24 protein-coding genes are annotated in these 26,543 nt (G+C 41.2%); 9 read left to right on the top strand and 15 right to left on the bottom strand.

The genetic code is table 11. The features are described 5' to 3' along the window. Positions 1-119: 119 nt before the first annotated feature. The 5 genes from pulA to ATE34_RS03820 form a co-directional block, all read right to left on the bottom strand. Positions 120-2,405: a type I pullulanase gene (gene pulA / locus ATE34_RS03800; RefSeq protein ID WP_084911115.1), complete on the bottom strand. Its 2,286-nt coding sequence runs from the start codon at positions 2,403-2,405 to the stop codon at positions 120-122. A gap of 150 nt (positions 2,406-2,555) precedes the next feature. After that, positions 2,556-4,514 carry an NAD-dependent DNA ligase LigA gene (gene ligA / locus ATE34_RS03805; protein ID WP_084911116.1) on the bottom strand — a complete coding sequence of 653 codons (1,959 nt, stop codon included), beginning with the start codon at positions 4,512-4,514 and terminating at the stop codon, positions 2,556-2,558. 90 nt (positions 4,515-4,604) lie between these two features. After that, complete coding sequence (locus ATE34_RS03810) at positions 4,605-5,783, bottom strand: MFS transporter (RefSeq protein ID WP_061598352.1); 1,179 nt, start codon at positions 5,781-5,783, stop codon at positions 4,605-4,607. Between the two features lie 80 nt (positions 5,784-5,863). After that, positions 5,864-6,727, bottom strand: coding sequence for an Rgg family transcriptional regulator (locus tag ATE34_RS03815; RefSeq protein WP_084911117.1), 864 nt, complete (start codon positions 6,725-6,727; stop codon positions 5,864-5,866). A gap of 3 nt (positions 6,728-6,730) precedes the next feature. Further along, positions 6,731-8,632, bottom strand: coding sequence for an ABC-F family ATP-binding cassette domain-containing protein (locus tag ATE34_RS03820; protein ID WP_084911118.1), 1,902 nt, complete (start codon positions 8,630-8,632; stop codon positions 6,731-6,733). A gap of 228 nt (positions 8,633-8,860) precedes the next feature. Between ATE34_RS03820 and ATE34_RS03825 the strand changes: the two genes are divergently transcribed. Beyond that, positions 8,861-10,579: a phospho-sugar mutase gene (locus tag ATE34_RS03825; protein ID WP_084911119.1), complete on the top strand. Its 1,719-nt coding sequence runs from the start codon at positions 8,861-8,863 to the stop codon at positions 10,577-10,579. A 111-nt stretch (positions 10,580-10,690) separates the two neighbouring features. Further along, positions 10,691-11,038, top strand: a complete 348-nt coding sequence (locus tag ATE34_RS03830) for a thioredoxin domain-containing protein (protein ID WP_084911120.1) — start codon at positions 10,691-10,693, stop codon at positions 11,036-11,038. A 33-nt stretch (positions 11,039-11,071) separates the two neighbouring features. On the opposite strand, the gene ATE34_RS03835 is transcribed toward ATE34_RS03830, so the two are convergent. The 8 genes from ATE34_RS03835 to yjbM all read right to left on the bottom strand — a co-directional run bounded on the left by ATE34_RS03835 (position 11,072) and on the right by yjbM (position 18,635). Continuing rightward, positions 11,072-11,881 carry an MBL fold metallo-hydrolase gene (locus tag ATE34_RS03835; RefSeq protein ID WP_001290612.1) on the bottom strand — a complete coding sequence of 270 codons (810 nt, stop codon included), beginning with the start codon at positions 11,879-11,881 and terminating at the stop codon, positions 11,072-11,074. A 1-nt stretch (position 11,882) separates the two neighbouring features. Then, on the bottom strand, positions 11,883-13,232 hold the full coding sequence (gene vicK / locus ATE34_RS03840) for a cell wall metabolism sensor histidine kinase VicK (RefSeq protein WP_084911121.1): 1,350 nt from the start codon (positions 13,230-13,232) through the stop codon (positions 11,883-11,885). Then, complete coding sequence (gene yycF / locus ATE34_RS03845; RefSeq protein ID WP_000722062.1) at positions 13,225-13,932, bottom strand: response regulator YycF; 708 nt, start codon at positions 13,930-13,932, stop codon at positions 13,225-13,227. The genes vicK and yycF overlap by 8 nt, the downstream gene beginning before the upstream one ends. A 69-nt stretch (positions 13,933-14,001) precedes the next feature. Beyond that, complete coding sequence (mutY, locus tag ATE34_RS03850) at positions 14,002-15,168, bottom strand: A/G-specific adenine glycosylase (protein ID WP_061598347.1); 1,167 nt, start codon at positions 15,166-15,168, stop codon at positions 14,002-14,004. Positions 15,169-15,250: 82 nt separating this feature from the next. After that, the gene (gene pta / locus ATE34_RS03855) at positions 15,251-16,225 is read right to left on the bottom strand and encodes a phosphate acetyltransferase (RefSeq protein WP_009730194.1); all 975 of its coding nucleotides are present in this window, start codon (positions 16,223-16,225) and stop codon (positions 15,251-15,253) included. Between the two features lie 43 nt (positions 16,226-16,268). Next, a complete protein-coding gene (locus ATE34_RS03860) occupies positions 16,269-17,165 on the bottom strand; it encodes an RluA family pseudouridine synthase (RefSeq protein ID WP_084911122.1) in 897 nt (298 codons plus the stop codon). Further along, positions 17,162-17,980 (bottom strand): NAD kinase, encoded by an 819-nt coding sequence (locus ATE34_RS03865; protein WP_000799063.1) that lies wholly within the window; start codon positions 17,978-17,980, stop codon positions 17,162-17,164. The genes ATE34_RS03860 and ATE34_RS03865 overlap by 4 nt, the downstream gene beginning before the upstream one ends. Next, on the bottom strand, positions 17,964-18,635 hold the full coding sequence (gene yjbM, locus ATE34_RS03870; RefSeq protein WP_007516769.1) for a GTP diphosphokinase: 672 nt from the start codon (positions 18,633-18,635) through the stop codon (positions 17,964-17,966). The genes ATE34_RS03865 and yjbM overlap by 17 nt, the downstream gene beginning before the upstream one ends. 128 nt (positions 18,636-18,763) lie before the next feature. Between yjbM and ATE34_RS03875 the strand changes: the two genes are divergently transcribed. The 7 genes from ATE34_RS03875 to ATE34_RS03905 all read left to right on the top strand — a co-directional run bounded on the left by ATE34_RS03875 (position 18,764) and on the right by ATE34_RS03905 (position 23,531). Further along, the gene (locus ATE34_RS03875; protein ID WP_061598345.1) at positions 18,764-19,333 is read left to right on the top strand and encodes a CYTH domain-containing protein; all 570 of its coding nucleotides are present in this window, start codon (positions 18,764-18,766) and stop codon (positions 19,331-19,333) included. A gap of 111 nt (positions 19,334-19,444) precedes the next feature. After that, positions 19,445-20,404: a ribose-phosphate diphosphokinase gene (locus tag ATE34_RS03880; RefSeq protein WP_001283846.1), complete on the top strand. Its 960-nt coding sequence runs from the start codon at positions 19,445-19,447 to the stop codon at positions 20,402-20,404. Between the two features lie 9 nt (positions 20,405-20,413). Next, positions 20,414-21,529 carry a cysteine desulfurase family protein gene (locus ATE34_RS03885; RefSeq protein WP_061598344.1) on the top strand — a complete coding sequence of 372 codons (1,116 nt, stop codon included), beginning with the start codon at positions 20,414-20,416 and terminating at the stop codon, positions 21,527-21,529. Between the two features lie 4 nt (positions 21,530-21,533). Further along, positions 21,534-21,881 carry a DUF1831 domain-containing protein gene (locus ATE34_RS03890; protein WP_000863517.1) on the top strand — a complete coding sequence of 116 codons (348 nt, stop codon included), beginning with the start codon at positions 21,534-21,536 and terminating at the stop codon, positions 21,879-21,881. A 6-nt stretch (positions 21,882-21,887) separates the two neighbouring features. Further along, on the top strand, positions 21,888-22,091 hold the full coding sequence (locus tag ATE34_RS03895) for a DUF4649 family protein (RefSeq protein WP_061598343.1): 204 nt from the start codon (positions 21,888-21,890) through the stop codon (positions 22,089-22,091). A gap of 93 nt (positions 22,092-22,184) precedes the next feature. Then, complete coding sequence (locus ATE34_RS03900; RefSeq protein WP_061598342.1) at positions 22,185-22,826, top strand: redox-sensing transcriptional repressor Rex; 642 nt, start codon at positions 22,185-22,187, stop codon at positions 22,824-22,826. A gap of 15 nt (positions 22,827-22,841) precedes the next feature. Beyond that, the gene (locus tag ATE34_RS03905) at positions 22,842-23,531 is read left to right on the top strand and encodes a gamma-glutamyl-gamma-aminobutyrate hydrolase family protein (protein WP_061598341.1); all 690 of its coding nucleotides are present in this window, start codon (positions 22,842-22,844) and stop codon (positions 23,529-23,531) included. On the opposite strand, the gene radC is transcribed toward ATE34_RS03905, so the two are convergent. Together radC and pcrA are read right to left on the bottom strand one after the other, a co-directional pair. After that, positions 23,528-24,208 (bottom strand): RadC family protein, encoded by a 681-nt coding sequence (gene radC / locus ATE34_RS03910; protein ID WP_061598340.1) that lies wholly within the window; start codon positions 24,206-24,208, stop codon positions 23,528-23,530. The two genes, ATE34_RS03905 and radC, sit on opposite strands and share 4 nt — an antisense overlap. Before the next feature lie 42 nt (positions 24,209-24,250). Continuing rightward, on the bottom strand, positions 24,251-26,542 hold the full coding sequence (pcrA, locus tag ATE34_RS03915; protein WP_084911123.1) for a DNA helicase PcrA: 2,292 nt from the start codon (positions 26,540-26,542) through the stop codon (positions 24,251-24,253). Position 26,543 lies beyond the last annotated feature (1 nt).

Genomic DNA, 26,543 nt, shown 5'->3' on the forward strand with positions numbered 1-26,543 from the left:
GATATTTTTTTCACAAACTTGATTCTTCAAATTATTTGAATTTTATTCCTATTAGATATTGGTTTTTCAATAAAAATCAAAAAAGGTCTAGTTAATCTAAACCTTTTTAGAACATTAATTTACGAGAGTACCTTTAAGACCACGACACTGGTATCATCAATCACATTTGATTCTTTAGAACGACTATTAGATACAAGCATTTCAAGATTTCCTGCATTCTCAAAGTAGAAGGAAGTTCCCTTCGCATTAAAGACTACCAATAAGTGCTCTGGTCCACCGTGAATTTCGTAAACAATCCACCCACTATTTTCAGCAGCTGTATGGACGAAGACATGGCGATAGACTTCTTCGTATGTAGGATAAGAGAAGGCGCTGGTCTGTGTTTTTAGGCGAATAATCTGACGGATAAAGTTAATGCTCTCTTGTCTCTCATTGATTAAATCCCAGTTGACCTGGTTGATACTATCTGGAGCATTGTAACTATTCATGGCACGTTCTCTATCTGCCGCAGTCAGCTCCCCGTTTTCACCAGTAGCAAGGAGTTTAGTGCGGCCAAATTCTTGCCCCAACTCTATAAAGGACATTCCTTGCATGAGAATGCTCATCGCTGTTGCCGTCTCAACCTGACGCATAATCTTATCTGAACTGTGATTTGGATGAAGGGTCACCAATAAATCATGCAAGTTGTAATTATCATGGGCCTCCACATAGTTAAGGACTTGGTTTGGGCTAAGATATGAGCCCAACTCTCGACTACCAAGAATAGCTTTGGCTACGATTGGTTCTGTAGCTGCACCACTAACAAACCCTGCCTTGATGGAGCCATAAACTTCTCCTCCTTTGATGGCATCACGCTGATCATCATTGAAGAATCCAATATTTGGCATCTGGTAGGCATTGTCCTTCTTGGCCTTGTCATAAGGCGCAAGACCGGTCCCCATATCCCAACCTTCTCCATAAGTGAGAATACGAGGATCAACTTCATCAAGTGCCCAACGAATCGCCTGCATGGTTTTAACATCGTGAATTCCCATCAAGTCAAAACGGAAACCGTCAATATTGTATTCTTTCACCCAATAAAGGAGTGAGTCAATCATATACTTGCGGTACATTTCGTGTTCACTCGCGGTTTCATTTCCTACTCCTGTGCCGTTTTGGAAGGTTCCATCTGGATTCATACGATAGTAATAATCAGGAACAGTTGTTTGGAAAGGTGCATCAACTGTTGAGAAGGTATGGTTGTAAACGACATCCATAATGACACCGATTCCTGCATCATGATAAGCCTGAATCATTGTCTTGAGGTCTCGAATAACTTGTCCAGGATCATCTGGATTGCTAGAGAAACTCGTTTCTGGAGCATTGTAGTTTTGAGGGTCATAACCCCAGTTATAGGTTACATTTCCGTCCTCTTCATATTCCTTATGGCGATCAAAGATAGGTTGAAGCTGAACATAATTACAACCAAGCGCTTTGATATAGTCAAAAGCGGTTGCTTGTCCATATTGGTTAACAGTTTCCGTTTGCGCAGCCCCAAGGAAGGTCCCTCGAAGGTTTTCTGGAACTCCCGATGTCGGCGATTTTGTAAAATCACGAATGTGCATTTCACAGATAACTGCTTTACATGGATTTTCCAAACGCCAAGGTGCGTCTGTCCCATGTTTGACTTCAAATCCTTCTACTTGTTTCTCTTTGTGAGTTAGAATAACAGAACGTTTTCCGTCAGGACTTGTTGCAGTTGTATAAGGGTCTCGTGTCAAAGTCTGGTGGTGCGGAAACTCAATCTGATACTGATAAGCCTTACCTGCAAGATTCTCATCTAGATCTACACTCCAAAGACCAATGGTATTGTACTTATGACTATATGAATAGCTATTCCCACGCTCTAGATTATAGGTTTTCCAAATCGGAGCATCGTTGCTGGTATTTTCATAGACAACCACCTGTACAGCTGTAGCTGTAGGAGCCCAGAGTTTAAAGCTTGTCTGGTAGTCAGAGATACTATAACCCAACTCTCCTTGGTATCCCCAATGGTGATCAAAACTTTCACTGTGAAAGGCTTTATCAAAAGCAAACGGGTTTTGATCTTTATAGTAGGGACTTGCAATGGCTGGATTTTCAGAATAATAAACCGTCTCATCACCATCCAAAATCCAAACCTCAGTCAACAGTGGATAATGGTTAAACCGTAGGAGATAGTCTTTTGCCTTTCCATCTATTTCGACAGAAAAGGTCAGAGTATCGAGACTTTCTGCACTTGTAACTGTAAAGGAGAATTTTGCTCCAAAATAGTCATTTTCATAATACAAATTTTCTTTAAAATCTGCCTGTTTTCTACTGAATGAACAAGCATCATAATCCCCATTTTTTCGGTGAAAATGGATGACTACTGGGTATCTATACATTTCTTTTCCTAATTCCTAATTTCAATTTTTTATGTGGTGCTGAAGAATTTAGCGGGAATTTCAGCACAATAGAGAATAGCCTTAATAGATATAAAAATACATCAGGAGAGATAGTTTCAGACTATCTAACATCTAGTTTTCAACTATTCTTTACAAACTTTCTAGCCAAGCTTCATCTCGAACTTCGATACCAAGTTCTTGTGCTTTTTGGAGCTTGCTTCCTGCATCTGCTCCTGCTACGACAAGATTCGTTTTCTTAGATACACTGCCTGTAACTTTGGCACCAAGACTTTCGAGTTTACTTTTGGCTTCAGAACGTGTGAGACGTTCCAATTTTCCAGTTAATACAACGGTCAAACCTGACAAGACCGCATCCGCTACTACTGTCTGTCCTTTGTAGTCCAGATTAACTCCAGCTTCTTTCAACTCGTCTAGGAGAATCTTCGATCCTTCTGTAGCAAAATAGGTCTGAAGACTTTGGGCAATTACACTACCCAAGCTTTCTATACTTGCCACTTCCTCTGGATCAGCTTGGGCTAAGTTTTCAATAGAGTGGAAATGTTGGAGCAAGAGCTGACTAGCCTTACTTCCGACATGGCGAATTCCCAGACCAAACAAGAGCTTTTCAGCAGAGTTTTCCTTGGATGCTTGAATGGCCTGATACAGTTTAGAAGCAGATTTTTCCTTGACGCCCTCTAAAAGGAGGAATTCGTCTTCTTTCAAACGGTAAATATCTGCCACATCCTTTACTAAATTAGCAGCAAAAAGCTTTTCAACGATAGATGGACCAAGTCCTGTAATATTCATGGCATCTCGGGAGGCAAAGTGAATCAAACCTTCCATGATTTGGGCAGGACAGCGAGGATTGATACAACGAAGAGCCACTTCATCTTCAAAGTGAAGCAACTGGCTATCACAACTTGGACAGTTAGTCGGAATATCTAGTTTTTCTTCAGAAACACGCTTGGACTCTACCACACGCAAAACAGCAGGGATGATGTCTCCAGCCTTATAAACGATAACCGTATCGTCCTTTCGGATATCTTTTTCAGCAATATAATCTACGTTGTGGAGAGTTGCACGGCTAACAGTTGTCCCAGCAAGCTGAACAGGTGTTAGATTGGCAGTCGGGGTCACAACACCAGTACGGCCTACTGTCCAGTCAACTGAAAGGAGCTGGGCTTCTTTTTCCTCAGCAGGAAATTTATAGGCGACTGCCCACTTGGGTGCTTTAACGGTAAAACCGAGCTCTTCTTGACCTGCTAAGTCATTTACCTTGATCACTACTCCATCAATGTCATAAGGTAAATTATCCCGTTCTTTTTCTACTTCTTGGATAAAATTCCATATCTCATCTATGCTTTCAGCCAATATTCGTTTAGGATTAACTACAAAGCCAAGCTTTTCAAGATGCTTCAAGACTTTTTCTTGGCTATCACGAGTAGAAGGACTTGCTTCTTGATAGAGAAACGTTGCAAGATTACGCTTGGCCACTACTGCCGTATCCAGCTGACGCAAAGTTCCAGCCGCTGCATTACGAGGATTGGCAAATTCAGGCTCCCCATTTTCTTGGCGGGCCTGGTTGACTTGATCAAACGAAGCGCGTGGCATGTAACACTCTCCACGAACAGTGATATCAAGTTCTTCTGGCAAGGTCAAAGGAATGTCCTTGACACGCTTGAGGTTCTCTGTGATATTTTCTCCAATAGAACCATCCCCACGTGTCGCACCGACTACCAAAATTCCCTTTTCATACGTAAGCGATATAGACAAACCATCGATTTTCAGCTCGCAAATATAGGTCGGTTGGGGCAATTCCTTTCGAACACGCGCATCAAAAGCTTCTAACTCTTCACGTGAAAAAGCATCCTGCAAACTATAAAGAGGATACTGATGACTGTATTTTTCAAAACCGTCTAAAACCTTACCACCAACACGATGGGTCGGACTGTCCGCTAAAACTTGATCTGGATAGGCAGCTTCCAATTCGACCAACTCTCGGTAGAGGCGATCATACTCGCTATCTGACACCGAGGGATTGTCACTCGTATAGTACTCGGTCGCATAGCGATTGAGCAAGGCAACTAACTCATTCATTCTTTCATTCATAAAACTATTCTACCATAAATCAAGCCCTCCTCACAATAGAGAAGGGCTGAAAAATGGTTCGTAGTGAAATATTTTCTAAAAAAATAGAAATTAGGACTCTTTTTCAAAATGACTTCGCACATAAAAGAGGGATAAACAAGACAGGGCAATAACCCCGCTTCCAATTATCAGAAAAGAAGAGAGATATACACTTGGCAGCACCGTCATAAAGCCTTTTGCAATCGGCATAAATAGAATGGCTAAAGTAAAAATTGTACTTAATACTCTACCCAAATATTCACTTTCAACCTTGGTTTGAACCTGAGTAAAAAAATGAATATTAAAAATTGTCATAAACAGTTCACAAACTAAATTTCCCGAAAAGGAAAGAAAAGTTGGCAGTGGTAACCCCATCATAAAAACTCCTACTCCAGTAAAAGCCAATAGAATCAAAAGATTATAAACATTTGCCTTTATTTTACTAGCTAGAAGAGCTCCGATAATCGAACCAATAGCGCCCATAGTTAAAATAGTTGCATAAGCTCCTTCTACCCCGTAAAGCCGTTCTGAAAAAGGAAGGAGAAATTCAAAAGCTGCAAAAAAGAAATTAACACTGGAAGCCACTAACAAAAGGAAAAAGATCTCTTGCTGGCGCCAGATATAGTCAAGTCCTTCTTTCATATCAGAAAAAATATTTTTCCAGCAGAAAGTCCTTTTCACTTGTTCCTGAGTCTCTTTTTTGGGAAGTAAAGCAACTAAGGTAAATGCAATGAAAAAACTAATGGCATCTAAAACGAGCGTCATATGGAGACTGGCGAATTGTAAAACGATGAAAGACAGTACAGGGGAGCTAACGCCTACAACCTGCAAAACGAGCTCTAAGCGAGCATTGTAGGTCACAATCTCGCCTTTCTCTACAACCTCAGTTATAATGGCTTTGTTAGCTGTACGAGAAAATGCAAAGGCAACCGCCTGAACAATATTTGCGAAGATCAGAGCAGCAATCATCAAGCTATCATTTCTGATGAAAGAAATAGCTAAACAGAGAATACCACAAACCAAGTCTGTCGTCATCAAAATTTTGCGACGCGAAAAGCGGTCTGAAATCACTCCGCCAAAGGGATTGACCAGAATCGATGTGACGAGTTCAGAAATCTGGTAAATCCCAAGAACAGTCTGTCCTATCGTTCCCATTGATGCCAACCAAACACTGTTTCCATAGTCATAGAGCATATTCCCTATTTTATTAATAGCTCCACGACCAATCAACTGGATTGCATGTCGATTCATATAAAAAGCTCCTCTCAAATTTTGAAACTATTGTATCAAAACTGAAAAGAGTCTCTTCGCTTTTCCCTTATTTGGGAAATTTAAGGATTTATAAATTTTTCATAATGTTCCTGATAATAGGCCACTTGCTCTGGAAGTCCAAGTACTTCAAAAATATGCATGGCTTCCTGCATCTGACAACAACCCTCTTCTTTCAAGTCTCTCTGGTAGAGGGCAAAACCCTTTAGATAATGAAAGATATTGCGCTCATAAAGCTTGATACCATTTCCAATCAACTTCTCCACATAGCCCTCAAAATAGTCCGCATCCGCAAAGGAACGGTTCTCCAAACAATGCTGGTAACAGTTAAGAGCTAAAATCAAAACGAGTTTTCGATGGCGACCAATTTCTTTATAGTACTCCTCTCGCTCCATGACTTCTCTGCCAATCCGAGCCACATAGTCCACATTGTAGAAAGTATAGAGATTGCCAAAAAGGATCAACTCATACATGGTCCATTCTTCTGTTTGGAAAAGATAATCCGCCACCTTATCCAAATCACTCTGTTCCATACTGTAACTAGTATCTCTTTGACAAATAAGGCCTTGTAGCAGAATCCAATTCAGCTCAAAATAGAGGGGATTGGTCGAACTCTTTGCTTTCTCAAGCTGTTCCTTTTGAAGCTTTTGAAAACCTGCAATATCATTTGAGTAGTAAAGCGGAATAATCTGTGCCATCAAGGCAACATGTTCATGATTTTGAAAATCCCTAGCCTTGTCCATGAAATTTTCAATGGTCACATGAATATTATCCAAAATCTCAAAGAAACGGGAAACTGCTAGATCAGACTCCCCAAGCTCGAAGCGAGATAACTGAGAGGTTGAACATGATTCACCTGCCGCCTCTTTCAAAGAGTATTTCCCACTTGTTCGAAATTCACGAAATACCTTTCCAAGATGTTCCATTTCTTACACCTGCTCCGATAATTCTTCCCACTCAAGCATAGCCTCTTCCTGACGCCGGCTAATCTTATCAAGTTTTGCTTGTAATTCCATGAGTTTTTCGGCATCGTTGATTTCCAGCATTTGTTCAGAAATGGCTTGACTTTGAGTTTCTAACTCTTCGATTTCAGCTTCTAGACTTTCGATTTGTCGCATGAGTTTGCGAACTTCTTTTTGACTTTCTTTCTGGGCCTGGTAGTCATTAACTGAACTTGCTTCTTTTACTTGATTACTTGTTGAAGTTTCTTCTGTCTGGCTGACTTCCATTTCAGCCTTTTTATCAACATAGTAGTCATAATCTCCAAGGTAGAGGGTTGAGCCATTCTCAGACAATTCCAAAACATGAGTGGCCACACGATTGATAAAGTAACGGTCATGACTGACAAACAGCAAGGTACCGTCAAAGTCAATCAGGGCATTTTCTAACACTTCCTTGCTATCAATATCCAAGTGGTTGGTCGGCTCGTCAAGAATCAAGAAGTTATTGTTTTCCATTGAAAGTTTGGCAAGCAATAAACGAGCGCGTTCACCACCAGACAGCATGCCAACTGACTTTTTAACATCATCTCCTGAGAAAAGGAAGGCACCAAGGCGGTTTCGGATTTCAACCTCCGGAGTTAATTTAAAGTCATTCCAGAGTTCATCCAGAACACTATTACTAGGTGTTAACTTGCTTTGAGTCTGATCATAGTAGCCAACCTCAACATTGGCCCCAAATCGCTTTTCTCCCTTGATAAAAGGAATCTGGTCCACTATCGACTTGATAAAGGTCGATTTGCCAATACCATTTGGTCCGACAATCGCAACAGCATTCATCTTACGAAGGTCAAGATTGATAGGTTCTGACAATATTTCCCCATCATAGCCAATAGCCGCATTTTCAACAGTCAGGACAACATTACCTGACGTTTTTTCAGACTGGAAGGTCATATTGGCTGCTTTCTTACCAGCTTCTGGCTTGTCCAAACGCTCCATTTTTTCCAGTTGCTTGCGGCGAGATTGAGCACGTTTGGTCGTTGAAGCTCGGACTAGATTGCGATTGACAAAGTCTTCTAGAGCAGCGATTTCCTTCTGTTGCTTTTCATAGTTTTTTGCCTCAGTAGCTAGCTTTTGCTCCTTTAACTCAACAAAACGAGAGTAATTACCTACATAGCGATCCAAAGAATGCTTGGTCAAATCGAGTGTAACCGTCGCAACCTTGTCCAAAAAGTAACGGTCGTGGCTGACAATAATGAGCGCACCGCTATAGTTCACCAAGTAATTCTCTAGCCAGGCAATGGTTTCGATATCCAAGTGGTTGGTTGGCTCGTCCAAGACCAAAAGATTTGGCTTTTCAAGGAGCATTTTAGCCAGTGCTAGACGAGTATTTTGACCACCAGAAAGCTCGGCAATTTTCATCTGCCACATAGACTCGTCAAACTTGAATCCATTCAAGATAGCGCGGGTATCAGCTTCGTAGGTAAAGCCACCTGCTTGACGAAAATTCTCAGACAAACGATCGTAATCTGACATCAGTTTATCCAGATCTTCACCAGACTTTTCACCCATCTCCAGTTCCATCTGACGAAGTTGCTTCTCAGTTCGACGTAAGTCATCAAAGACATGAAGCATTTCATCGTAAATGGTATTTTCAGACTCAAAACGGCTATCTTGGGCTAGGTAAGACAGAGAAACATCTTTTTTCTTATTGATTTCTCCACTGGTTGGCTCCTCTTCTCCAACCAAAATCTTCAAAAGAGTAGACTTACCTGCACCATTTTTTCCAACTAGGGCAATCCGATCTCGTTCATCTACTTGCAGGTTGATATGTTCAAAGAGAACCTCTCCAGCAAAAGATCGTTCAATTTTATTAGCTTGTAAAATAATCATACATCTATTTTACTATCTTTTTCTCTTTTGCACAATTACGATAGAAAAAGTTCGAGTTATAAACCCGAACTATTCATCTTCTTTTTCATTAGAAAGCGTATTGGGCTGTTCTTCTACAATGAAATAAAAGTAAATTTCCTACATTTTAAGTTATGCTAACGTTTTACTAAAATGTCAAATAGTGATATAATGAAAGCGATTAAAGTAAATAAACAAAGGAGACACTCTATGACTTACCAAGAAAATTATCAAAAATGGGTCGATTTTGCCGGCCTTCCCGACTATCTTCGTCAAGATTTAGAAAACATGGACGAAAAAACAAAAGAAGATGCTTTCTACACCAATCTTGAATTTGGTACTGCAGGTATGCGCGGCTTGATCGGTGCAGGTACAAACCGCATCAACATCTATGTTGTTCGTCAAGCAACTGAAGGATTGGCTCGTTTGATTGAGTCAAAAGGTGGAAATGAAAAAGAACGTGGTGTGGCAATTGCCTACGATAGTCGTCACTTCTCACCTGAGTTTGCCTTTGAATCTGCGGCAGTTCTTGCAAAACATGGTATCAAATCTTACGTATTTGAAAGCCTTCGTCCAACTCCAGAACTCTCATTTGCAGTTCGTCACCTCAACTGTTTTGCAGGTATCATGATTACTGCCAGCCATAACCCTGCTCCATTTAACGGTTACAAGGTTTACGGTGAAGACGGTGGACAAATGCCTCCACACGATGCGGACGCTTTGACTACTTACATCCGTGCTATCGAAAACCCATTCGCTGTGGAAGTTGCTGATGTGGAAGCTGAAAAAGCTTCTGGCTTGATTGAAGTTATAGGCGAAGCTGTCGATGTGGAATACCTAAAGGAAGTCAAGGACGTTAACATCAACCCTGCCTTGATTGAAGAGTTTGGTAAAGACATGAAGATTGTCTACACACCACTTCATGGTACTGGTGAAATGTTGGCTCGTCGTGCTCTTGCACAAGCAGGATTTGACTCAGTTCAAGTCGTTGAAGCTCAAGCAACTCCAGATCCAGATTTCTCAACTGTTAAATCTCCAAACCCAGAAAACCAAGCAGCCTTTGCACTTGCTGAAGAACTCGGCCGTCAAGTTGGTGCTGATGTTCTTGTGGCGACTGACCCAGACGCTGACCGTGTTGGTGTTGAAGTTCTTCAAAAAGATGGTAGCTACCTCAACCTTTCAGGTAACCAAATCGGTGCTATCATGGCTAAATACATCTTGGAAGCTCATAAGAGTGCTGGAACTCTTCCTGAAAATGCTGCTCTCTGCAAATCCATCGTATCAACTGACTTGGTAACGAAGATTGCTGAAAGCTACGGCGCAACCATGTTCAACGTTTTGACTGGTTTCAAATTCATCGCAGAGAAAATCCAAGAGTTTGAAGAAAAACACAATCACACTTACATGATGGGATTTGAAGAAAGCTTCGGTTACTTGATTAAACCATTCGTACGTGATAAAGACGCTATCCAAGCCGTTCTTGTCGTTGCTGAACTTGCTGCCTACTATCGTTCACGTGGTTTGACACTTGCTGATGGTATCGAAGAAATCTACAAAGAATACGGCTACTACGCTGAAAAGACCATCTCTGTTACCCTTTCTGGTGTCGATGGTGCAGAACAAATCAAAGCAATCATGGCTAAATTCCGTAACAATGCTCCGAAAGAATGGAACGCAACAGCTATCACTGTTGTAGAAGACTTCAAAGCTCAAACTGCTACTGCTGCTGATGGTACTGTGACAACTTTGACTACTCCTCCAAGTGATGTGTTGAAATATACACTTGCTGACGGTTCATGGATTGCAGTTCGCCCTTCAGGTACAGAACCAAAAATCAAGTTCTACATTGCCGTTGTTGGTGAAAGCAACGAAGATTCACAAGCTAAGATTGCTAACATCGAAACGGAAATCAATGCGTTTGTGAAATAAGAAACTATAAAAGATGAGACCAACCAATCTCATCTTTTTTTCGTATCAAATCTAAGCAATTTTAGGAACTTTGTGGCATACTAGACATATCAATGAAAGCGAGGTAAACTCATGGAACAATTTTTAGAAAATATTAAAGATCTTGAAGTCACAACTGTTGCCCGTGCTCAAGAAGCACTTGATAAGAAAGAAATTGCAACCTTCTTCATCGGTCGTAAAACTTGCCCTTACTGCCGTAAATTTGCTGGCACTTTGGCTGGTGTCATAGCTGAAACCAAAGCGCACATCTACTTTATCAACAGTGAAGAAGCAAGCCAACTCAATGAGTTGCAAGAATTCCGCTCACGCTATGGAATCCCAACCGTACCAGGCTTTGTCCACATCTCTGATGGACAAATCAATGTCCGTTGTGACTCTTCCATGTCCGCACAAGAAATCAAGGAATTTGCTGGATTGTAAAAAATATAAAAAAGAAGGCACTCGCCTTCTTTTTTATATATCTGTCAATGGTGTTGCAGTATCTGGGGAAGTGTCGTAAACTTTAAAGTCTACTCCTACTCCCAGATCAGCTTGTGCTAGCTGGTTAACCATGGTCATATGAGCCAGCTCCTTGATATTGTTCTCTTTGGACAAATGCCCGAGGTAGATTTTCTTGGTTCGATTTCCCATTGCACGAATCATGGCCTCAGCACCATCCTCGTTAGAGAGGTGACCGAGATCCGATAGAATTCTCTGTTTGAGACGCCAAGCGTAAGATCCTGCTCGCAAGATTTCTACGTCGTGGTTGGACTCGATGAGATAACCGTCTGCATTTTCGACAATTCCTGCCATACGGTCACTGACGTAACCTGTATCGGTCAGCATGACAAAGCTCTTGTCGTCTTTCATAAAGCGGTAAAACTGGGGTGCTACCGCATCATGGCTAACCCCAAAACTCTCAATATCAATATCGCCAAAGGTTTTGGTTTTACCCATTTCAAAAATATGCTTCTGCGATGAATCCACCTTACCGAGGTACTTGCTATTTTCCATAGCCTGCCAGGTTTTTTCATTGGCGTAAAGGTCCATACCATATTTGCGAGCCAATACACCAACTCCATGAATATGATCTGAATGTTCATGCGTAATCAAAATAGCATCCAAATCTTCTGGCTTACGATTGATTTCGCTCAAAAGACTGGTGATTTTCTTACCAGACAAGCCTGCATCCACTAAGATTTTCTTTTTTGGAGTTTCCAGATAAAAGGAATTTCCACTGGAACCTGATGCTAAAATACTGTATTTAAAGCCTTTTTCACTCATTCTAGTCTTCTATTTCGTCCTCCCATATTTCTTCTTTTACGGCATCCTTATCATAAGGGAGCACTATGGTAAATGTTGAGCCCTTACCGTATTCGCTTTTTGCCCAAATAAAACCATTGTGTTGTTTGATGATTTCTTTCGCGATAGCCAGACCTAGACCAGTCCCACCTTGAGCACGACTTCTTGCGCGATCCACACGGTAAAAGCGGTCAAAAATCCTAGGCAAATCTTGTTTTGGAATCCCAAGACCCTGGTCAGAAATTGATAAAATCATCTGGTCATCCGTGGTTTTCATGCTAACCGTAATCTCCCCACCATCTGGTGAATACTTGATGGCATTGTTAAGAATATTATCAATCACCTGGGTCATCTTATCCGTATCAATCTCAATCCAAACTGAAGTTATTGGATAATCTCTCACTAGCTCATATTTTTTCTCTTCATCCTGATTTCTCATCTTATCAAAACGGTTGAGGATGAAGGTGATAAAGGCTGTAAAGTTAATCAACTCTATATCCAGTTTAGTAGTCGCATTGTCAATACGAGATAGATGCAAGAGATCTGTCACCATACGCATCATACGGTTGGTTTCATCGAGTGAGACCTTAATAAAATCAGGGGCGACAGGATCATACAGAGCTCCCTCATCCAAGGCTTCGAGATAAGATTTAACACTGGTCAAAGGAGTACGCAACTCATGACTGACGTTTGAAACAAAGAGTCTTCGCTCACGCTCTTCCTTCTCTTGCTCGGTCGTATCATGTAAAACGGCAACCAAACCAGAGATGAAACCTGACTCACGGCGGACAAGGGCAAAACGTACACGAAGGCTCAGGTATTCCCCATTTACATCCTGGGAGTCAATCGTCAACTCTGGAATCTGTGTAATCAGGTCACGCAGCTCATACTCATCTTCTATCTTAAGCAATTCGAGGATGCTTTTATTAAGAACATCTTCTTTCTGCACACCGAGCTGTTTCTTTGCCATATCGTTGATCATGGTAATCTGGCCACGGCGATTAGTCGCAAGGACGCCATCAGTCATATAAGAAAGAATACTGTTCAATCGTTTACTCTCTTGTTCCAGATTTTCTTGGGTCAAACGAATAACTTCTGACAAATCGTTTAGATTATTGGTGATATTGGTGATTTCTGTACTTCCTTGCAAGTCCAAAACTTGAGAATAATCACCTGCAATCAAGTCCTTAACCTTTTGATTTATCTCCTTCAGACGGATATTATCCCGACGATTTTCCAGTAAGAGCAAGGTCACCACCAGGATAAAGCCAAGTAAAATCAGGATAAAGATAAAATCACTGGTCAGAATAGTTTGTCTAATATCTTCAATCATTATTTTTCATATAGTAGCCAACACCACGACGTGTGAGGATATATTCTGGACGGCTTGGTGTGTCTTCAATTTTTTCACGCAAACGTCGGATAGTCACGTCCACTGTACGAACATCACCAAAATAGTCATAACCCCATACAGTCTCAAGCAAGTGTTCACGCGTAATCACTTGACCAATATGAGATGCCAAGTGATATAAGAGTTCAAACTCACGGTGGGTCAAATCTAATTCCTCACCATATTTCTTAGCCACGTAAGCATCTGGAACGATTTCCAAATCACCAATTTGTAAAGGCTGCGTCTTCTTCTCATCAGACTCTTGGCTATCTACTGAAGCAAGATCTGTACGACGAAGTAAAGCTTTCACACGGGCTTGCAACTCACGGTTTGAGAAGGGCTTTGTGACATAATCATCTGCACCTAACTCCAAACCAATAACTTTGTCAAACTCACTATCCTTAGCTGAGAGCATAATGATAGGAACACTACTGGTCTTACGAATGGCTTTGGCTACTTCTAAACCATCAATTTCCGGAAGCATCAAGTCTAGAATAATAATATCTGGTTGCTCTGCTTCAAATAGCTCAATTGCTTCACGACCATTAAATGCGGTTACAACTTCGTAACCTTCCTTGGTCATATTAAACTTAATAATATCCGAGATTGGTTTCTCATCATCTACAATTAATATTTTTTTCATTTTATCACCTTTTCTCTATCTATTATAACAAAAAAATACAAAGAAGGCACAAATGGCTACTGTAAGCTTTCATCTTCGAGAGTTGTTTTCATAAGCCTGCCAAATTTTTTGTTGAGGTTTAGCAAGTGGATAATCAGAAAACTCCTGAGGAGAAACCCAACGAACTTCTCTGTCAGAAAACTGTTTCGAATCTGTCACTTGACCTGCTAGGATTTGAATATGCCATTTCCGATGACTAAATACATGCTTGACCTGGTCAAATACTTGCTGGGACCAATTCACTTCTAAATCATAATCCTGCTCAAAGTTTTCTTGAGGGCTTGGTCCAAAAGCTCTGCTTTCCTCTTTGACTTGTGAAAAGAGATCTAGTTGATTATCATCGCTGTAGAAATCCTCAACTTCAATCAGCGGGAAATGCCAAAAACCGGCTAGCAGTTTCTCACTTTCATTTTTCTCAAGAAGATATTGACCACGGTCATTGCGCACAACCAAAGCCTTGAGATAGATTGGGAGAGGCTTTTTCTTGGGTTCTTTAATCGGATATACATCCATGGTCCCATTTTGATACGCTGCGCTAAAATCCTTAACAGGGCTTTCTTCTGGTCTAGGATTAACTGGGGCCTCTATGTCGGACCCTAAATCCATCAGAGCTTGGTTAAAGTCACCTGGTCGTTTCGGGTCAATCAAGATTTCCATAATAGCTTGGAAAATCTTGCGATTGCTGGGAACTCCGATATCATAATTTACCTCAAACAAGCGCGCTAAAACTCGCATGACATTGCCATCAACTGCTGGCTCGGGTAAATTAAAAGCGATACTGGAAATTGCTCCCGCAGTATAGGGGCCAATCCCTTTCAGGCCAGAAATTCCTTCATGGGTGTTTGGAAATTGACCACCAAAGTCAGATATAATCTGCTGAGCTGCAGCCTGCATATTGCGTACTCGAGAATAATAGCCCAAACCCTCCCAAGCCTTCAGCAGACGCTCTTCAGGGGCATTTGCCAGACTTTCAACAGTTGGAAACCAGTCCAAGAATCGTTCATAATAGGGAATAACTGTATCCACCCTGGTCTGCTGGAGCATGATTTCAGATACCCAGATGTGATAAGGATTTTTACTTCTCCGCCAAGGTAAATCTCTTTTTTTTTCATCATACCAGTTGAGGAGTTTCTCACGAAAAGAAATGATCTTCTCCTCCGGCCACATGACGATACCGTATTTTTTCAAATCTAACATATATCTAGTATAACATAGAAGCTTCTAGCTGTCCTTTTCTCAGTACTAAAAAGCCTCTTTCCATGGGAAAGAGGACTAAATCTTATTGATGAACTGCTTGAGCTGCTGTGATAAGGGTCAACTTGTAAACATCATCTGCATTACATCCACGAGAAAGGTCGTTAACAGGTTTGTTCAAACCTTGCAGAACTGGACCTACAGCCGCAAAACCACCGAGACGTTCTGCAATCTTGTAGCCAATATTTCCTGCTTCGATACCAGGGAAGATAAAGACAGTTGCTTGCCCAGCAACGTTACTTCCTGGAGCTTTCAATGCTGCAGTTTCAGGGTGGAAGGCTGCATCAAATTGCAACTCACCATCAATCTCAAGGTCTGGACGCAAATCATGAGCGATTTTAGTCGCTTCAACAACCTTATCAACGCTTGCACCAAAGCCTGAACCTTTAGTAGAATAGCTTAGCATGGCAATTTTAGGCTCGATACCAAACATCTTAGCTGTGATTGCTGAATTGATCGCAATTTCAGCCAAGGCTTCTGCATCTGGATTGATATTAATGGCACAGTCTCCAAATAGATAACGTTCTGTACCACGTACCATAAGGAAGGCACCTGAAGTACGAGTAACATTTGGGCGTGTTTTGATAATTTGAAGGGCTGGGCGAACTGTTGAGGCAGTTGAGTGAATCGCACCAGATACCATACCGTCAACCAAGCCCAAGTAGACTAGCATCACACCAAAGTAGTTGACATCTTCAACCAAAACTTTGCGCGCTTCTTCTTCAGTCATTTTGCCTTTACGACGCTCTACTAAAGCAGCAACCATTTCTTCAAATTGAGGATAGTGTTGAGGATCGATCACTTCATAACCATCCACAATCCCTTCGATTTCAAGATAAATTTTGATTTTTTCTGGGTTTCCAAGCAAAACAGGAATTACTTCTGTTTCTTTTACCAAGCGTTTTGTTGCTTGAAGAATACGTGGCTCTTCCCCTTCAGGGAGAACGATACGAGCATTTTTGCCAACCAGGTTGGCTTTAAGATTTTCAAAAACTTCCATGAGTTTTCTCCTTTAATAAAATAAATTATACTCCAAATAGTTTTTAAAGAGTATTAGTTGATAACTGAGTAATAAGATTGCTGAAATCATCCGGTAAGGGGCTTTCTAGCTGCAAATCGTGTTCTAGAAAAGGATGATAAAAAGATAAATAATGACAATGCAGAGCCTGACGTTGAATACCGTCATCCAGACTACCACCATACAAATCGTCTCCCAACAAAGGAAAGCCGATATGAGAAAAATGCACTCGGATCTGATGAGTTCGTCCAGTATGCAGGCGAATATCAATCAGGTGAATATCTCCATAAGACGCTACAACTTTGTAAGAAGTATGGGCGTATTTTCCACCCTTGGCAACCCTTCTCGTGATAATTGAGTCCACATCACGCGCAATCGGGGCGATAATTTCCCCTTCAGACTCCAAGACACCAGCTCCTTTAACCAAAGCAAAGTAGCGTTTCTCGATAGACTTTCGTTGCAGTTGCTTGTCTAAACGTGCATGAGCGTAGCCGTGTTTGGCAAAAAGCATCAAACCAGAAGTATCTCTATCAAGCCTAGTCACGATGTGAACCTGCTGGTTTTCATAGTTTTGATTGAGATAGTAGCCCTTGATAAAATTAGCAATGGTATTGGAATGATTGACACTGGGGATGGAAGCTACTCCATTAGGCTTATTCAAAACCAGAAAATGGTCATCCTCATAGAGAATATCCAGTGGACGCTCAATTGCTTCAAGACTTTCAAACCCTTCCTCCGCTGGAATGTCAATAGTTACCCTGTCTCCAATATCTAAGAGATAAGTCGCATTTTGAGGTTGGTCATTGACCAGGATAGCCCCACCTCGAAACTTAATCTTAGCCAAAAGTCCCTTAGAAACCTCGTGTTTCTTGAGAAAAGTTTTGACTTTGACGTGCTCATCTGCGGTAAATTCGAACCTCATTCATCCACCTCGCCGATGAAGGCATCTTTGACACGATTCCAGAAACTAGTGTGGCTTGGTGTCGCTACGAAGTGAATCTTGTGATGGTCGATTTGATACTCAATCCGTTCGATATTACGGAATGAATAGACACTGTTATCGACTGATATCGTGTGGTAATCATTGCGTGTCGGCAAGAGCTCAATCTTATCTTTTTTGGGAATAATGATTGATGATCCCAGAGTGCGATAGACTCGGTTGTTAAGACTCGCTATCTCCGTCAACTGCAAGGCTTCAATGGTAGGATGCAAGACAGCTCCACCCAAAGACTTGTTGTAGGCAGTACTTCCCGTCGGCGTTGAAACAGTCACTCCATCTCCACGAAATCTCTCGAACGGAACATGGTTAATGATGATATCCGCAACCATGGTGCGATCTGATCGACGGATGCTCGCTTCATTTAAAGCGCGGAAGATTTTCACTTCTCCATTTTCAAGCGTTACCTTGACATTCAAAACTGGATAGGAAACTTTGGCACCAGTGTCTAGCAGAAGATTAGTCACCAACTGATCCAACTCAAAATCACGATAATCTGTGTAAAATCCCAAATGCCCTGTATGAACACCTACAAATCGAACCTTGTCTAACTGATTCTCATACTTGTGGAAAGCAGACAAAAGCATCCCATCTCCACCAATCGAAATGACGATGTCGGGATTGGTATCGTTCAGTATAAAATGTTGTTTCTTTAGTTTTTCCCTCAGTTCATGCAAAACCTTCTGACTCTGCGGCTTTCTATTTGCTATGAGGTCAACTCGTTTACCTGTATTCTTCATCTGTATCGTCACTATTTCCTACACCATCGTTTAGTTTTCTGCTCAATGGATCAAAGAGAGCCTGCGCTTCCTGTATATCGTCACGAATCTTACCCATTTCTTCATCCAGTTGATAGGCTATTTTGGCCGTGATTTCCAGTCTTTTCCTGATTTCTTCTGGGAAATCGCCCTGGTATTTATAATTGAGCGAGTGCTCAATCGTAGCCCAGAAATTCATGGCTAAAGTACGTATTTGAATTTCCGCCAAAATCGTCTTAGCTCCGTTGATCGTATCAACCGTGTACTCGACAACCACGTGATAAGAACGATAACCTGAAGCCTTACGATGAGTGATATAGTCTCGTTCCTGAACAATTCTCATATCTTGGCGTTTACGTAGAATCTCAACTACTTCTTTAACGTCATCAACAAACTGGACCATGACACGTAAACCAGCAATATCTTGCAAGTCATTTTCTAAAGTTGCATAAGTAATTCCTCGACGAGCCATCTTTTCTTTGATACTTTCAATCGGTTTTACCCGACCCGTTACGAACTCAATCGGAGAATGCTTGTTTTGCTTACGATACTGTTTGCGAATTCCTCGAAGTTTAATCTTCAATTCACCAACAGCTTGAATGTAAGGATCTAAAAATTCTTCCCATTCTATGGTCATACTTTCTCCCTTGTAATATTTGATTGCTCTGTCGAAAATCTTTGATTTTTTCAGTACATTCGTATACAATAAATACATTGTCCATTATACCATAAATCGCTTTCAAAGATATAGAAAAGGTTGAAAAAATGAAACATTTAGAAATAGAATTGAAAACACTTCTGAAAAAAGAGGAATATGATTATCTAAAAAAACAGTTTTCCCATATCCAACCCGTCCTTCAGAAAAACTACTACATTGACACACCTGATTTTCAATTGCGTGAAAAGAAGGTTGCCATGCGCATTCGCACTTTTTCAAATTGGGCGGAATTGACCTTGAAAGTGCCTCAAACTGTAGGAAATATGGAATACAACCAGAAACTAACTCTTCCAGAAGCTGAATCGTACCTAGAAAAACAAAAACTACCTCAAGGGCTCGTTCTAGAAAAGCTCGCTAAGATTGGTATTGAAAGTCATGACTGGCTTGTTTTAGGCTGCCTTTCGACTCTTCGTTATGAAACGAAAACAGAAATCGGCTTAATGGCGTTAGATGAAAGTCACTACTTTGACCAAACGGACTATGAACTCGAGCTTGAAGTCACAGACCATGAAAAAGGGAAAGCCGATTTTCGGAAATTTTTAGATGAAAATCACATAACTTATCAGAAAGCTCCTTCAAAATTAATTCGTTTTATTAAAAGCATGAAAAAAAGCTGAAATAATCTCCTTTTTTTGGTAGAATAGAAAAGATAAAAATAAAAGAATCTTGCTTTGAAAAACAGAACTTTCTCAAAGGAGATTCACAAAGTTTACAGAGGACGGTCTATAATGTCAGATAGAAACAACATGAAACTTTTCACCCTAAACTCTAACCCAGAAATCGCTCAAAAGATTGCGGATACAGTTGGTGTACCTCTCGGAAAATTATCCTCTCGTCAATTTTCTGATGGTGAAATCCAGGTCAACATCGAAGAAAGTGTCCGTGGTTACGATGTTTACATCATCCAGTCAACCAGCTACCCCGTTAGCAACCACTTGATGGAATTATTAATCATGGTTGATGCTTGTGTTCGTGCAAGTGCTCATAGTATCAACGTTGTCCTTCCTTACTTTGGTTATGCGCGTCAGGATCGAATCGCTTCTTCTCGCGAGCCCCTCACTGCAAAATTGGTTGCCAATATGCTTGTCAAGGCCGGTGTAAGCCGTGTTCTAACGCTTGACCTCCACGCTGTTCAGGTTCAAGGTTTCTTTGACATTCCTGTAGACAATCTTTATACTGTTCCTCTATTTGCTAAGCACTACTGTGATAAAGGACTTCTTGGATCCGATGTTGTTGTTGTTAGTCCAAAGAACTCTGGTGTTAAACGTGCTCGTAGTTTGGCTGAATACCTTGATGCCCCTATCGCTATCATTGACTACGCCCAAGACGATTCTGATCGTAACGAAGGCTATATCATTGGGGATGTCGAAGGCAAGAAGGCTATCTTGATTGACGATATTCTAAATACTGGTCGTACTTTCTCTGAAGCAGCCAAAATCGTTGAACGTGAAGGTGCAACTGAAATTTATGCAGTATCTAGTCACGGTTTATTTGTTGAAGGGGCAGCAGACCTTCTTGACGCTACAAACATCAAAGAAATCCTTGTGACAGACTCAGTAGCAACCAAAGAAAGAACTCCAGAAAATGTATGTTACATTACTGCTAGCGAGTTAATCGGAGATGCTATCGTCCGCATCCATGAAAGAAAACCAGTCAGCCCACTCTTTGCTTACAACAAAAAGAAATAAGGTGATTCTTTGATTTATTTGGACAATGCTGCAACGACTCCTATGTCAGCAGTAGCTATTGCAGAAATGACCAAGGTCATGCAAGAAACTCATGGTAATCCTTCTAGTATTCATAGTCATGGTCGGCAGGCTGGCAAACTCTTGCGAGAAGCTCGTCAGGACTTAGCCCACTTACTAGGAACCAAACCTCAACATATCTTTTTTACATCTGGCGGTACAGAAAGTAACAATACTGCCATCATTGGCTATTGTCTCCGTCATCAAGAACGTGGAAAACATATCATCACGACAGCTATTGAACACCATTCTGTGCTTGAGACTATCGATTATCTGGTTCAACATTTTGGTTTTGAAGCGACCATCATCCAACCAGTAAATCAAGAAATTACTGCCCAGCAAATTCAAGAAGCCTTACGTGACGATACCATTCTCGTTTCCACTATGTATGCTAATAATGAGACGGGTAGTCTCTTACCTATCGCTGAGATTGGACGTGTTTTAAAAGAACATCCTGCTGCTTATCATGTTGATGCTGTTCAAGCTATCGGAAAAATCCCTATCCATCCAGAAGAATTAGGAATTGATTTCCTCAGTGCTTCCGCCCACAAATTCCATGGACCAAAAGGAATCGGCTTTCTTTATGCATCTTCCGCGGACTTTGATTCCTACCTTCACGGTGGAGACCAAGAACAAAAGAAACGGGCTGGAACAGAAAATCTCGCTGCCATTGTAGGCATGGTCGCTGCTCTCAAAGAGGACTTAGAGCAGCAAGCTGAACATTACCAAAAACTAGAGGGATTAAAATCTGCTTTTCTAGATGAGATTGCAGATCTAGAATACTATCTCAACGAAAGCCAACACCAGCTTCCTTATGTTATCAACATTGGCTTTCCTGGTCAAAAAAATGATTTGCTCTTGCTACGGTTAGACCTTGAAGGAATTTCAATTTCTACCGGTTCGGCTTGTACTGCTGGTGTCGTGCAAACCAGTCATGTACTTGAAGCTCTTTATGGGCCTGATTCTCATCGTTTAACAGAATCTGTCCGTATCAGTCTGTCTCCTCTTAATACCGAGGAAGAACTGAAACAACTCGCACAAGCCTTAAAAAATATTATTGGAGATTAATCTAATGGCATTTGAAAAAACCATTAAACTACAAAACTGCCGCTACGACTACACACTTAGCCCATCTGTCAAAAAATTCACACTCAAAGACAATACTTTCTTTGAAACAAAAGTTGGAAACTTCGAACTGACTCGTTTGCTTGAGAAAGTGCCTAACAGCGGTGAAGGATTCAAGCTAAAAATCATCATCAACAAAGACCTTACAGGTGCTAAACTCAATATCACTGACAAGTCAGGCCTTCGTTTGGTTAATATCTTTAAATCAGAAGACCATCATATCCACCAAGAGAAATTCTACTTCCTCATGGACAGCCTTGTAGAGCGCGGTATCTTCACAAAAGAAGAAAGATAATTGACTATGTATCGTCTCACTTATCAAGATAGTTATCAAGTAGAGCGTACCTTTGAATTTGAGAGTTACGAAGAGCTTATGTTATCTCTATCAGGTTGTGTAACTCTTCCTGATACATTCCTAGTTACCTCATTAACCTTTGATGATAAAGTTATTTATCAAGGATTGGTCGGGGATCTCTACCGTTTTCTATCACAAGCTAATTTTTAAGACTAAAACTAAGATTTTCTTAGTTTTTTCTTGTTTTTGTTGATTTTTTCACAATGTTTCTATAAAATAGAAGAATAGAAAGGTTGTGGTTTTGTGAAAGATAAACAGTCTGCTATTCCAAAAGCAACAGCAAAAAGACTCTCTCTCTACTATCGAATTTTCAAGAGATTTCATGCCGAGAAAATCGAACGTGCCAACTCCAAGCAAATTGCAGAGGCTATCGGTATCGATTCTGCGACTGTTCGTCGTGATTTTTCCTATTTTGGTGAACTAGGTCGTCGTGGTTTTGGTTATGATGTTAAAAAACTGATGACTTTTTTTGCTGATCTCCTAAATGATAACTCCATTACAAATGTTATGCTGGTTGGGATTGGAAATATGGGCCATGCCCTTCTCCACTACCGCTTTCATGAGCGTAACAAGATGAAAATTATCATGGGCTTTGACCTAGATGACCATCCAGAAGTTGGAAGCCAGACACCTGATGGGATTCCAATCTATGGTATCTCACAGATTAAAGAAAAAATCAACGAAGCAGATGTCAAAACTGCTATCCTAACAGTTCCAAGTGTTCAATCACAAGAAGTTGCTAATCTTTTGGTTGATGCAGGTATAAAAGGTATTCTCAGCTTTTCCCCTGTTCACCTTCACCTCCCAAAAGATGTGGTCGTTCAGTATGTCGATTTGACAAGCGAACTCCAAACTCTCCTCTATTTTATGCGTAAAGAGGATTAGAAAGCGAAAGCATTTATGAAAAAACCAGTTATTGGGATTACAGGAAATGAAAAGGCTCATCCAGATGATGACATCATGATGAGCTATGCAGCAAAGGGCTTTGTTGAAGGAGTCAAAGACGCTGGCGGAATTCCAATCATCCTACCGATTGGTGATCAAGAAATGGCTACCCATTACATCAGTATCATTGATAAGCTCATCCTAACGGGTGGGCAAAATGTTGATCCAAAATACTATGGTGAACCAAAGGCTATTGATAGTGATGACTACCATCTTCAACGAGACCAATTTGAATTAGCTCTTATCAGGGAAGCCATTAAGCAGAAAAAACCGATTTTTTCTGTTTGTAGGGGTACTCAGCTTTTCAACGTCGCCATGGGCGGCACGCTTCACCAAGATATTGAGGATCATTGGCAGGACTGTTCAGCCGAATACACAACCCAACGCCTCGTAACGGAACCTGATACGATTCTCCGAGAGATCTATGGAGAAATCTCTCATATCAATTCCTTCCACCACCAGAGCATTAAAGATTTAGCTCCTAATCTTAAGGTTGTAGCACATGATCCTAAAGATGGAATAATTGAGGCTGTGACAACTACGGACGGTCTTCCTTATCTTGGTGTTCAATGGCATCCTGAATTTCTCTTTGAAAATCGCCCCAAAGATAAAACATTGTTTGACTATGTTGTTAATGAACTCTAGATTAGATCCGTATTTTCACGGTAACTAAAGTAATCAGAGTGCGAGACAATCAGATGGTCCAAGAAAACGATTCCCATCAGTTCGCAAGCTTCCTTGACTAGCTTAGTGACATGGTCGTCATTTCGACTAGGAGATACGGCACCGGATGGATGATTGTGAACGAGAATCACTGAGGTAGCCATATGCTTGAGGGCATAGTGAAGAATTTCCCGTGGTTCAGCAATGCTGCGTGTCGCAGATCCGATAAAAATGGTCTGCTGATGGATGATTTGATTTTGAGTATTGAGATAGAGCGCCACTAGGTGCTCTTGTTTTTTGTCGCCAAGTTCCTGTTGCATTTTCTTGGCTAGCTTTTGACTACTGAGAATACTTTCCATCTCAAGGGTTTCATGTTTGTGAATACGATGTCCCAGTTCAATCACCGCTTGTAGTTCAATAGCTTTAATACGTCCAATACCTGACAGACTCTGCAATTCCTGCAGGGTCATTTTTTTCAAATCAGTTAGGCTGGTCAAACTGTTCAAAACTTGCTGGGCAATTTCAAAAACATTTGCCTGACGCGTTCCCGTTCTGAGTAGTATAGCTAGCAACTCTTGATTGCTCAGTGCCTCAACTCCTTCTTTAACCAGTCTTTCTCTAGGCAAAAGTGAATCTTCTTGGAATGAAATACTGTACATAAAAATCCTCCTCACTTTATTATTCGTGAGAAGGATGAAAAATTAGATTTTTTTCTCAATTGGGGCAACACTAGCTAGGAGTTTTTTCAGACCCACTTCTGGGAAATTGATTTTCAATTCCTGAGTAGCGCCACTACCCGACACTTCAAGAACTGTTCCTTCACCCCACTTTTTGTGAAGTGCAATATCTCCAATAGACCAACTTGTATCAGTCGAATTTTTTTTATTTCCGGCTGCAAACTGTCCAAATGGGAGAGTGCTTGACTGGATAGAGCTTGGTGCAGCATTGCGTTTCCGTTCTTGAAGAGCCTGAGCCAAACTCATTCCTTGACCGAAAGTAATCCCACCACTGCTATAAGAAGCCTTGAAACTGGTATTAGCTGGACGAGCTAAGCCCTGATATTCAAGCAAGTCCGAACTGATTTCATTAATAAAACGAGTCGGACGATTGTAGTTGGTCTTCCCAAACAGTAATCGAGAGTTGGCATTGGTCAGATAGAGGATTTTTTCAGCGCGCGTGATACCGACATAGGCCAAACGGCGTTCCTCTTCTAGCTCATCTGGATCTTCAGCTGCGCGGCTAAGCGGAAAGACATTCTCTTCCATCCCAATGATAAAGACAACCGGAAACTCAAGCCCCTTAGCAGCATGGAGGGTCATCAAGGTCACTTCCGATGTTTCCTGACTACCAGAGTCCGTATCCGCAATCAAGGCTAGGTCATTCAAGAAACGACTGAGTTTATCTAAACCTGTTTCCTCTTCTTGACTATCAGGATTGTCGTCAAAGTTCTTGGTAACAGATAGGAACTCTTCGATATTTTCAACCCGAGACTTGCTCTCCAAGGTCGCTTGGGCATTGAGAATATCGATATAACCAGTTTTTTCTAGAACAGCCTCAACCAACTCTGTAATGGTTAATTGGTCCAGTTGCTCCCGCAAACCCAGAATCATATTGGCAAAGTCCCAGATAGACTGGGCTGCTTTTCCTTTGATGCCGGACAGCATGATATTGGCTGAAGCGTCTAGCATGGACATCTCTTGTAGGTTAGCAAAGTCGCGAATTTTCTCAACAGTACCTGGCCCAATTCCACGTTTAGGCTCGTTGATAATACGCTCAAAACTGATATTGTCACTCAAATTAGCAATAAGATTAAGGTAGGCAATAATATCGCGAATTTCCTTACGGCTGTAGAACTTAGTCCCACCAACCATAGTATAAGGAATATTGGACTTGAGCAAGGCTTCCTCAATAGTACGAGACTGCGCATTTGTACGATAGAGAACTGCAAAATCCTTGTGAAGGAAGTTTTGACTGCGACTAAGTTCATCGATGGTTCTGGCTACAAATACGGCCTCATCCTGCTCATCATTGGCACGATAGTAAACGATTTGCTCCCCATCAGCGTTTTGAGTCCAGAGATTCTTAGGACGGCGGTTTTTATTGTTTTTAATGACCTCGTTGGCGGCTTGCAGAATGGTTTTAGTTGAACGGTAATTCTCCTCCAACAAAACAACCTTGGCGTTAGGGTAATCTTTCTCGAAATCCAAGATATTCTGCATATCAGCCCCACGCCAACCGTAGATAGATTGGTCTGCATCACCGACCACGCAGATATTTTTAAAGCGTGAAGCCAAAAGTTTGACCAGTTGGTACTGTGCATGGTTGGTATCTTGGTACTCATCAACGTGAATGTACTGAAACTTCTGCTGATAGTAGGTCAGAACGTCAGGATTCTGATCAAAGAGACGCAGGGTCAGCATAATCAAATCATCAAAGTCAACAGACTCTGACTGACGAAGCTCTTTTTGATAGGCTGTATAACACTGAGCTACGATTTGCGTATACATATCACCAGCTTGAGCAGCATATGCGACATCATCAATCAGGTCATTCTTAGCATTGGAAATGGTTCCCAAAATAGTCCGTTCATTCCATTTTTTAGGATCCAAGTTTAATTGCTTGAGAATGCGTTTCATGAGAGTTCGTTGCTCTCCTGGATCTACAATGGTGAAGTTCCGATTGTAGCCAATATGATCCGCATCACGACGTAGAATACGAACACACATGGAGTGAAAGGTCGCAATCAGACAGTCCTGAGTAGCTGGATTAAGGTTATAGGCACGCTCCTTCATCTCACGCGCCGCCTTATTGGTAAAGGTAATGGCCAAGATATTCCAAGGATTGACCATCTTTTCATCAATCAGATAGGCAATGCGGTGGGTTAAAACACGAGTCTTTCCAGAACCAGCCCCCGCCATGATTAACAAGGGGCCTTCTGTCGTTTGTACCGCCTCTGCCTGACGGTCATTCATTCCATTCAGTAATGCGTTCATT

It is taken from the genome of Streptococcus oralis subsp. tigurinus (genome assembly GCF_002093545.1).
GTDB lineage: Bacteria > Bacillota > Bacilli > Lactobacillales > Streptococcaceae > Streptococcus > Streptococcus oralis_C.

Coding starts and splice junctions, on each gene's coding strand:
- pulA (WP_084911115.1), bottom strand. CDS start 2,405: ATGTATAGATACCCAGTAGTCATCCATTTTCACCGAAAAAATGGGGAT.
- ligA (WP_084911116.1), bottom strand. CDS start 4,514: ATGAATGAAAGAATGAATGAGTTAGTTGCCTTGCTCAATCGCTATGCG.
- ATE34_RS03810 (WP_061598352.1), bottom strand. CDS start 5,783: ATGAATCGACATGCAATCCAGTTGATTGGTCGTGGAGCTATTAATAAA.
- ATE34_RS03815 (WP_084911117.1), bottom strand. CDS start 6,727: ATGGAACATCTTGGAAAGGTATTTCGTGAATTTCGAACAAGTGGGAAA.
- ATE34_RS03820 (WP_084911118.1), bottom strand. CDS start 8,632: ATGATTATTTTACAAGCTAATAAAATTGAACGATCTTTTGCTGGAGAG.
- ATE34_RS03825 (WP_084911119.1), top strand. CDS start 8,861: ATGACTTACCAAGAAAATTATCAAAAATGGGTCGATTTTGCCGGCCTT.
- ATE34_RS03830 (WP_084911120.1), top strand. CDS start 10,691: ATGGAACAATTTTTAGAAAATATTAAAGATCTTGAAGTCACAACTGTT.
- ATE34_RS03835 (WP_001290612.1), bottom strand. CDS start 11,881: ATGAGTGAAAAAGGCTTTAAATACAGTATTTTAGCATCAGGTTCCAGT.
- vicK (WP_084911121.1), bottom strand. CDS start 13,232: ATGATTGAAGATATTAGACAAACTATTCTGACCAGTGATTTTATCTTT.
- yycF (WP_000722062.1), bottom strand. CDS start 13,932: ATGAAAAAAATATTAATTGTAGATGATGAGAAACCAATCTCGGATATT.
- mutY (WP_061598347.1), bottom strand. CDS start 15,168: ATGTTAGATTTGAAAAAATACGGTATCGTCATGTGGCCGGAGGAGAAG.
- pta (WP_009730194.1), bottom strand. CDS start 16,225: ATGGAAGTTTTTGAAAATCTTAAAGCCAACCTGGTTGGCAAAAATGCT.
- ATE34_RS03860 (WP_084911122.1), bottom strand. CDS start 17,165: ATGAGGTTCGAATTTACCGCAGATGAGCACGTCAAAGTCAAAACTTTT.
- ATE34_RS03865 (WP_000799063.1), bottom strand. CDS start 17,980: ATGAAGAATACAGGTAAACGAGTTGACCTCATAGCAAATAGAAAGCCG.
- yjbM (WP_007516769.1), bottom strand. CDS start 18,635: ATGACCATAGAATGGGAAGAATTTTTAGATCCTTACATTCAAGCTGTT.
- ATE34_RS03875 (WP_061598345.1), top strand. CDS start 18,764: ATGAAACATTTAGAAATAGAATTGAAAACACTTCTGAAAAAAGAGGAA.
- ATE34_RS03880 (WP_001283846.1), top strand. CDS start 19,445: ATGTCAGATAGAAACAACATGAAACTTTTCACCCTAAACTCTAACCCA.
- ATE34_RS03890 (WP_000863517.1), top strand. CDS start 21,534: ATGGCATTTGAAAAAACCATTAAACTACAAAACTGCCGCTACGACTAC.
- ATE34_RS03895 (WP_061598343.1), top strand. CDS start 21,888: ATGTATCGTCTCACTTATCAAGATAGTTATCAAGTAGAGCGTACCTTT.
- ATE34_RS03905 (WP_061598341.1), top strand. CDS start 22,842: ATGAAAAAACCAGTTATTGGGATTACAGGAAATGAAAAGGCTCATCCA.
- radC (WP_061598340.1), bottom strand. CDS start 24,208: ATGTACAGTATTTCATTCCAAGAAGATTCACTTTTGCCTAGAGAAAGA.
- pcrA (WP_084911123.1), bottom strand. CDS start 26,542: ATGAACGCATTACTGAATGGAATGAATGACCGTCAGGCAGAGGCGGTA.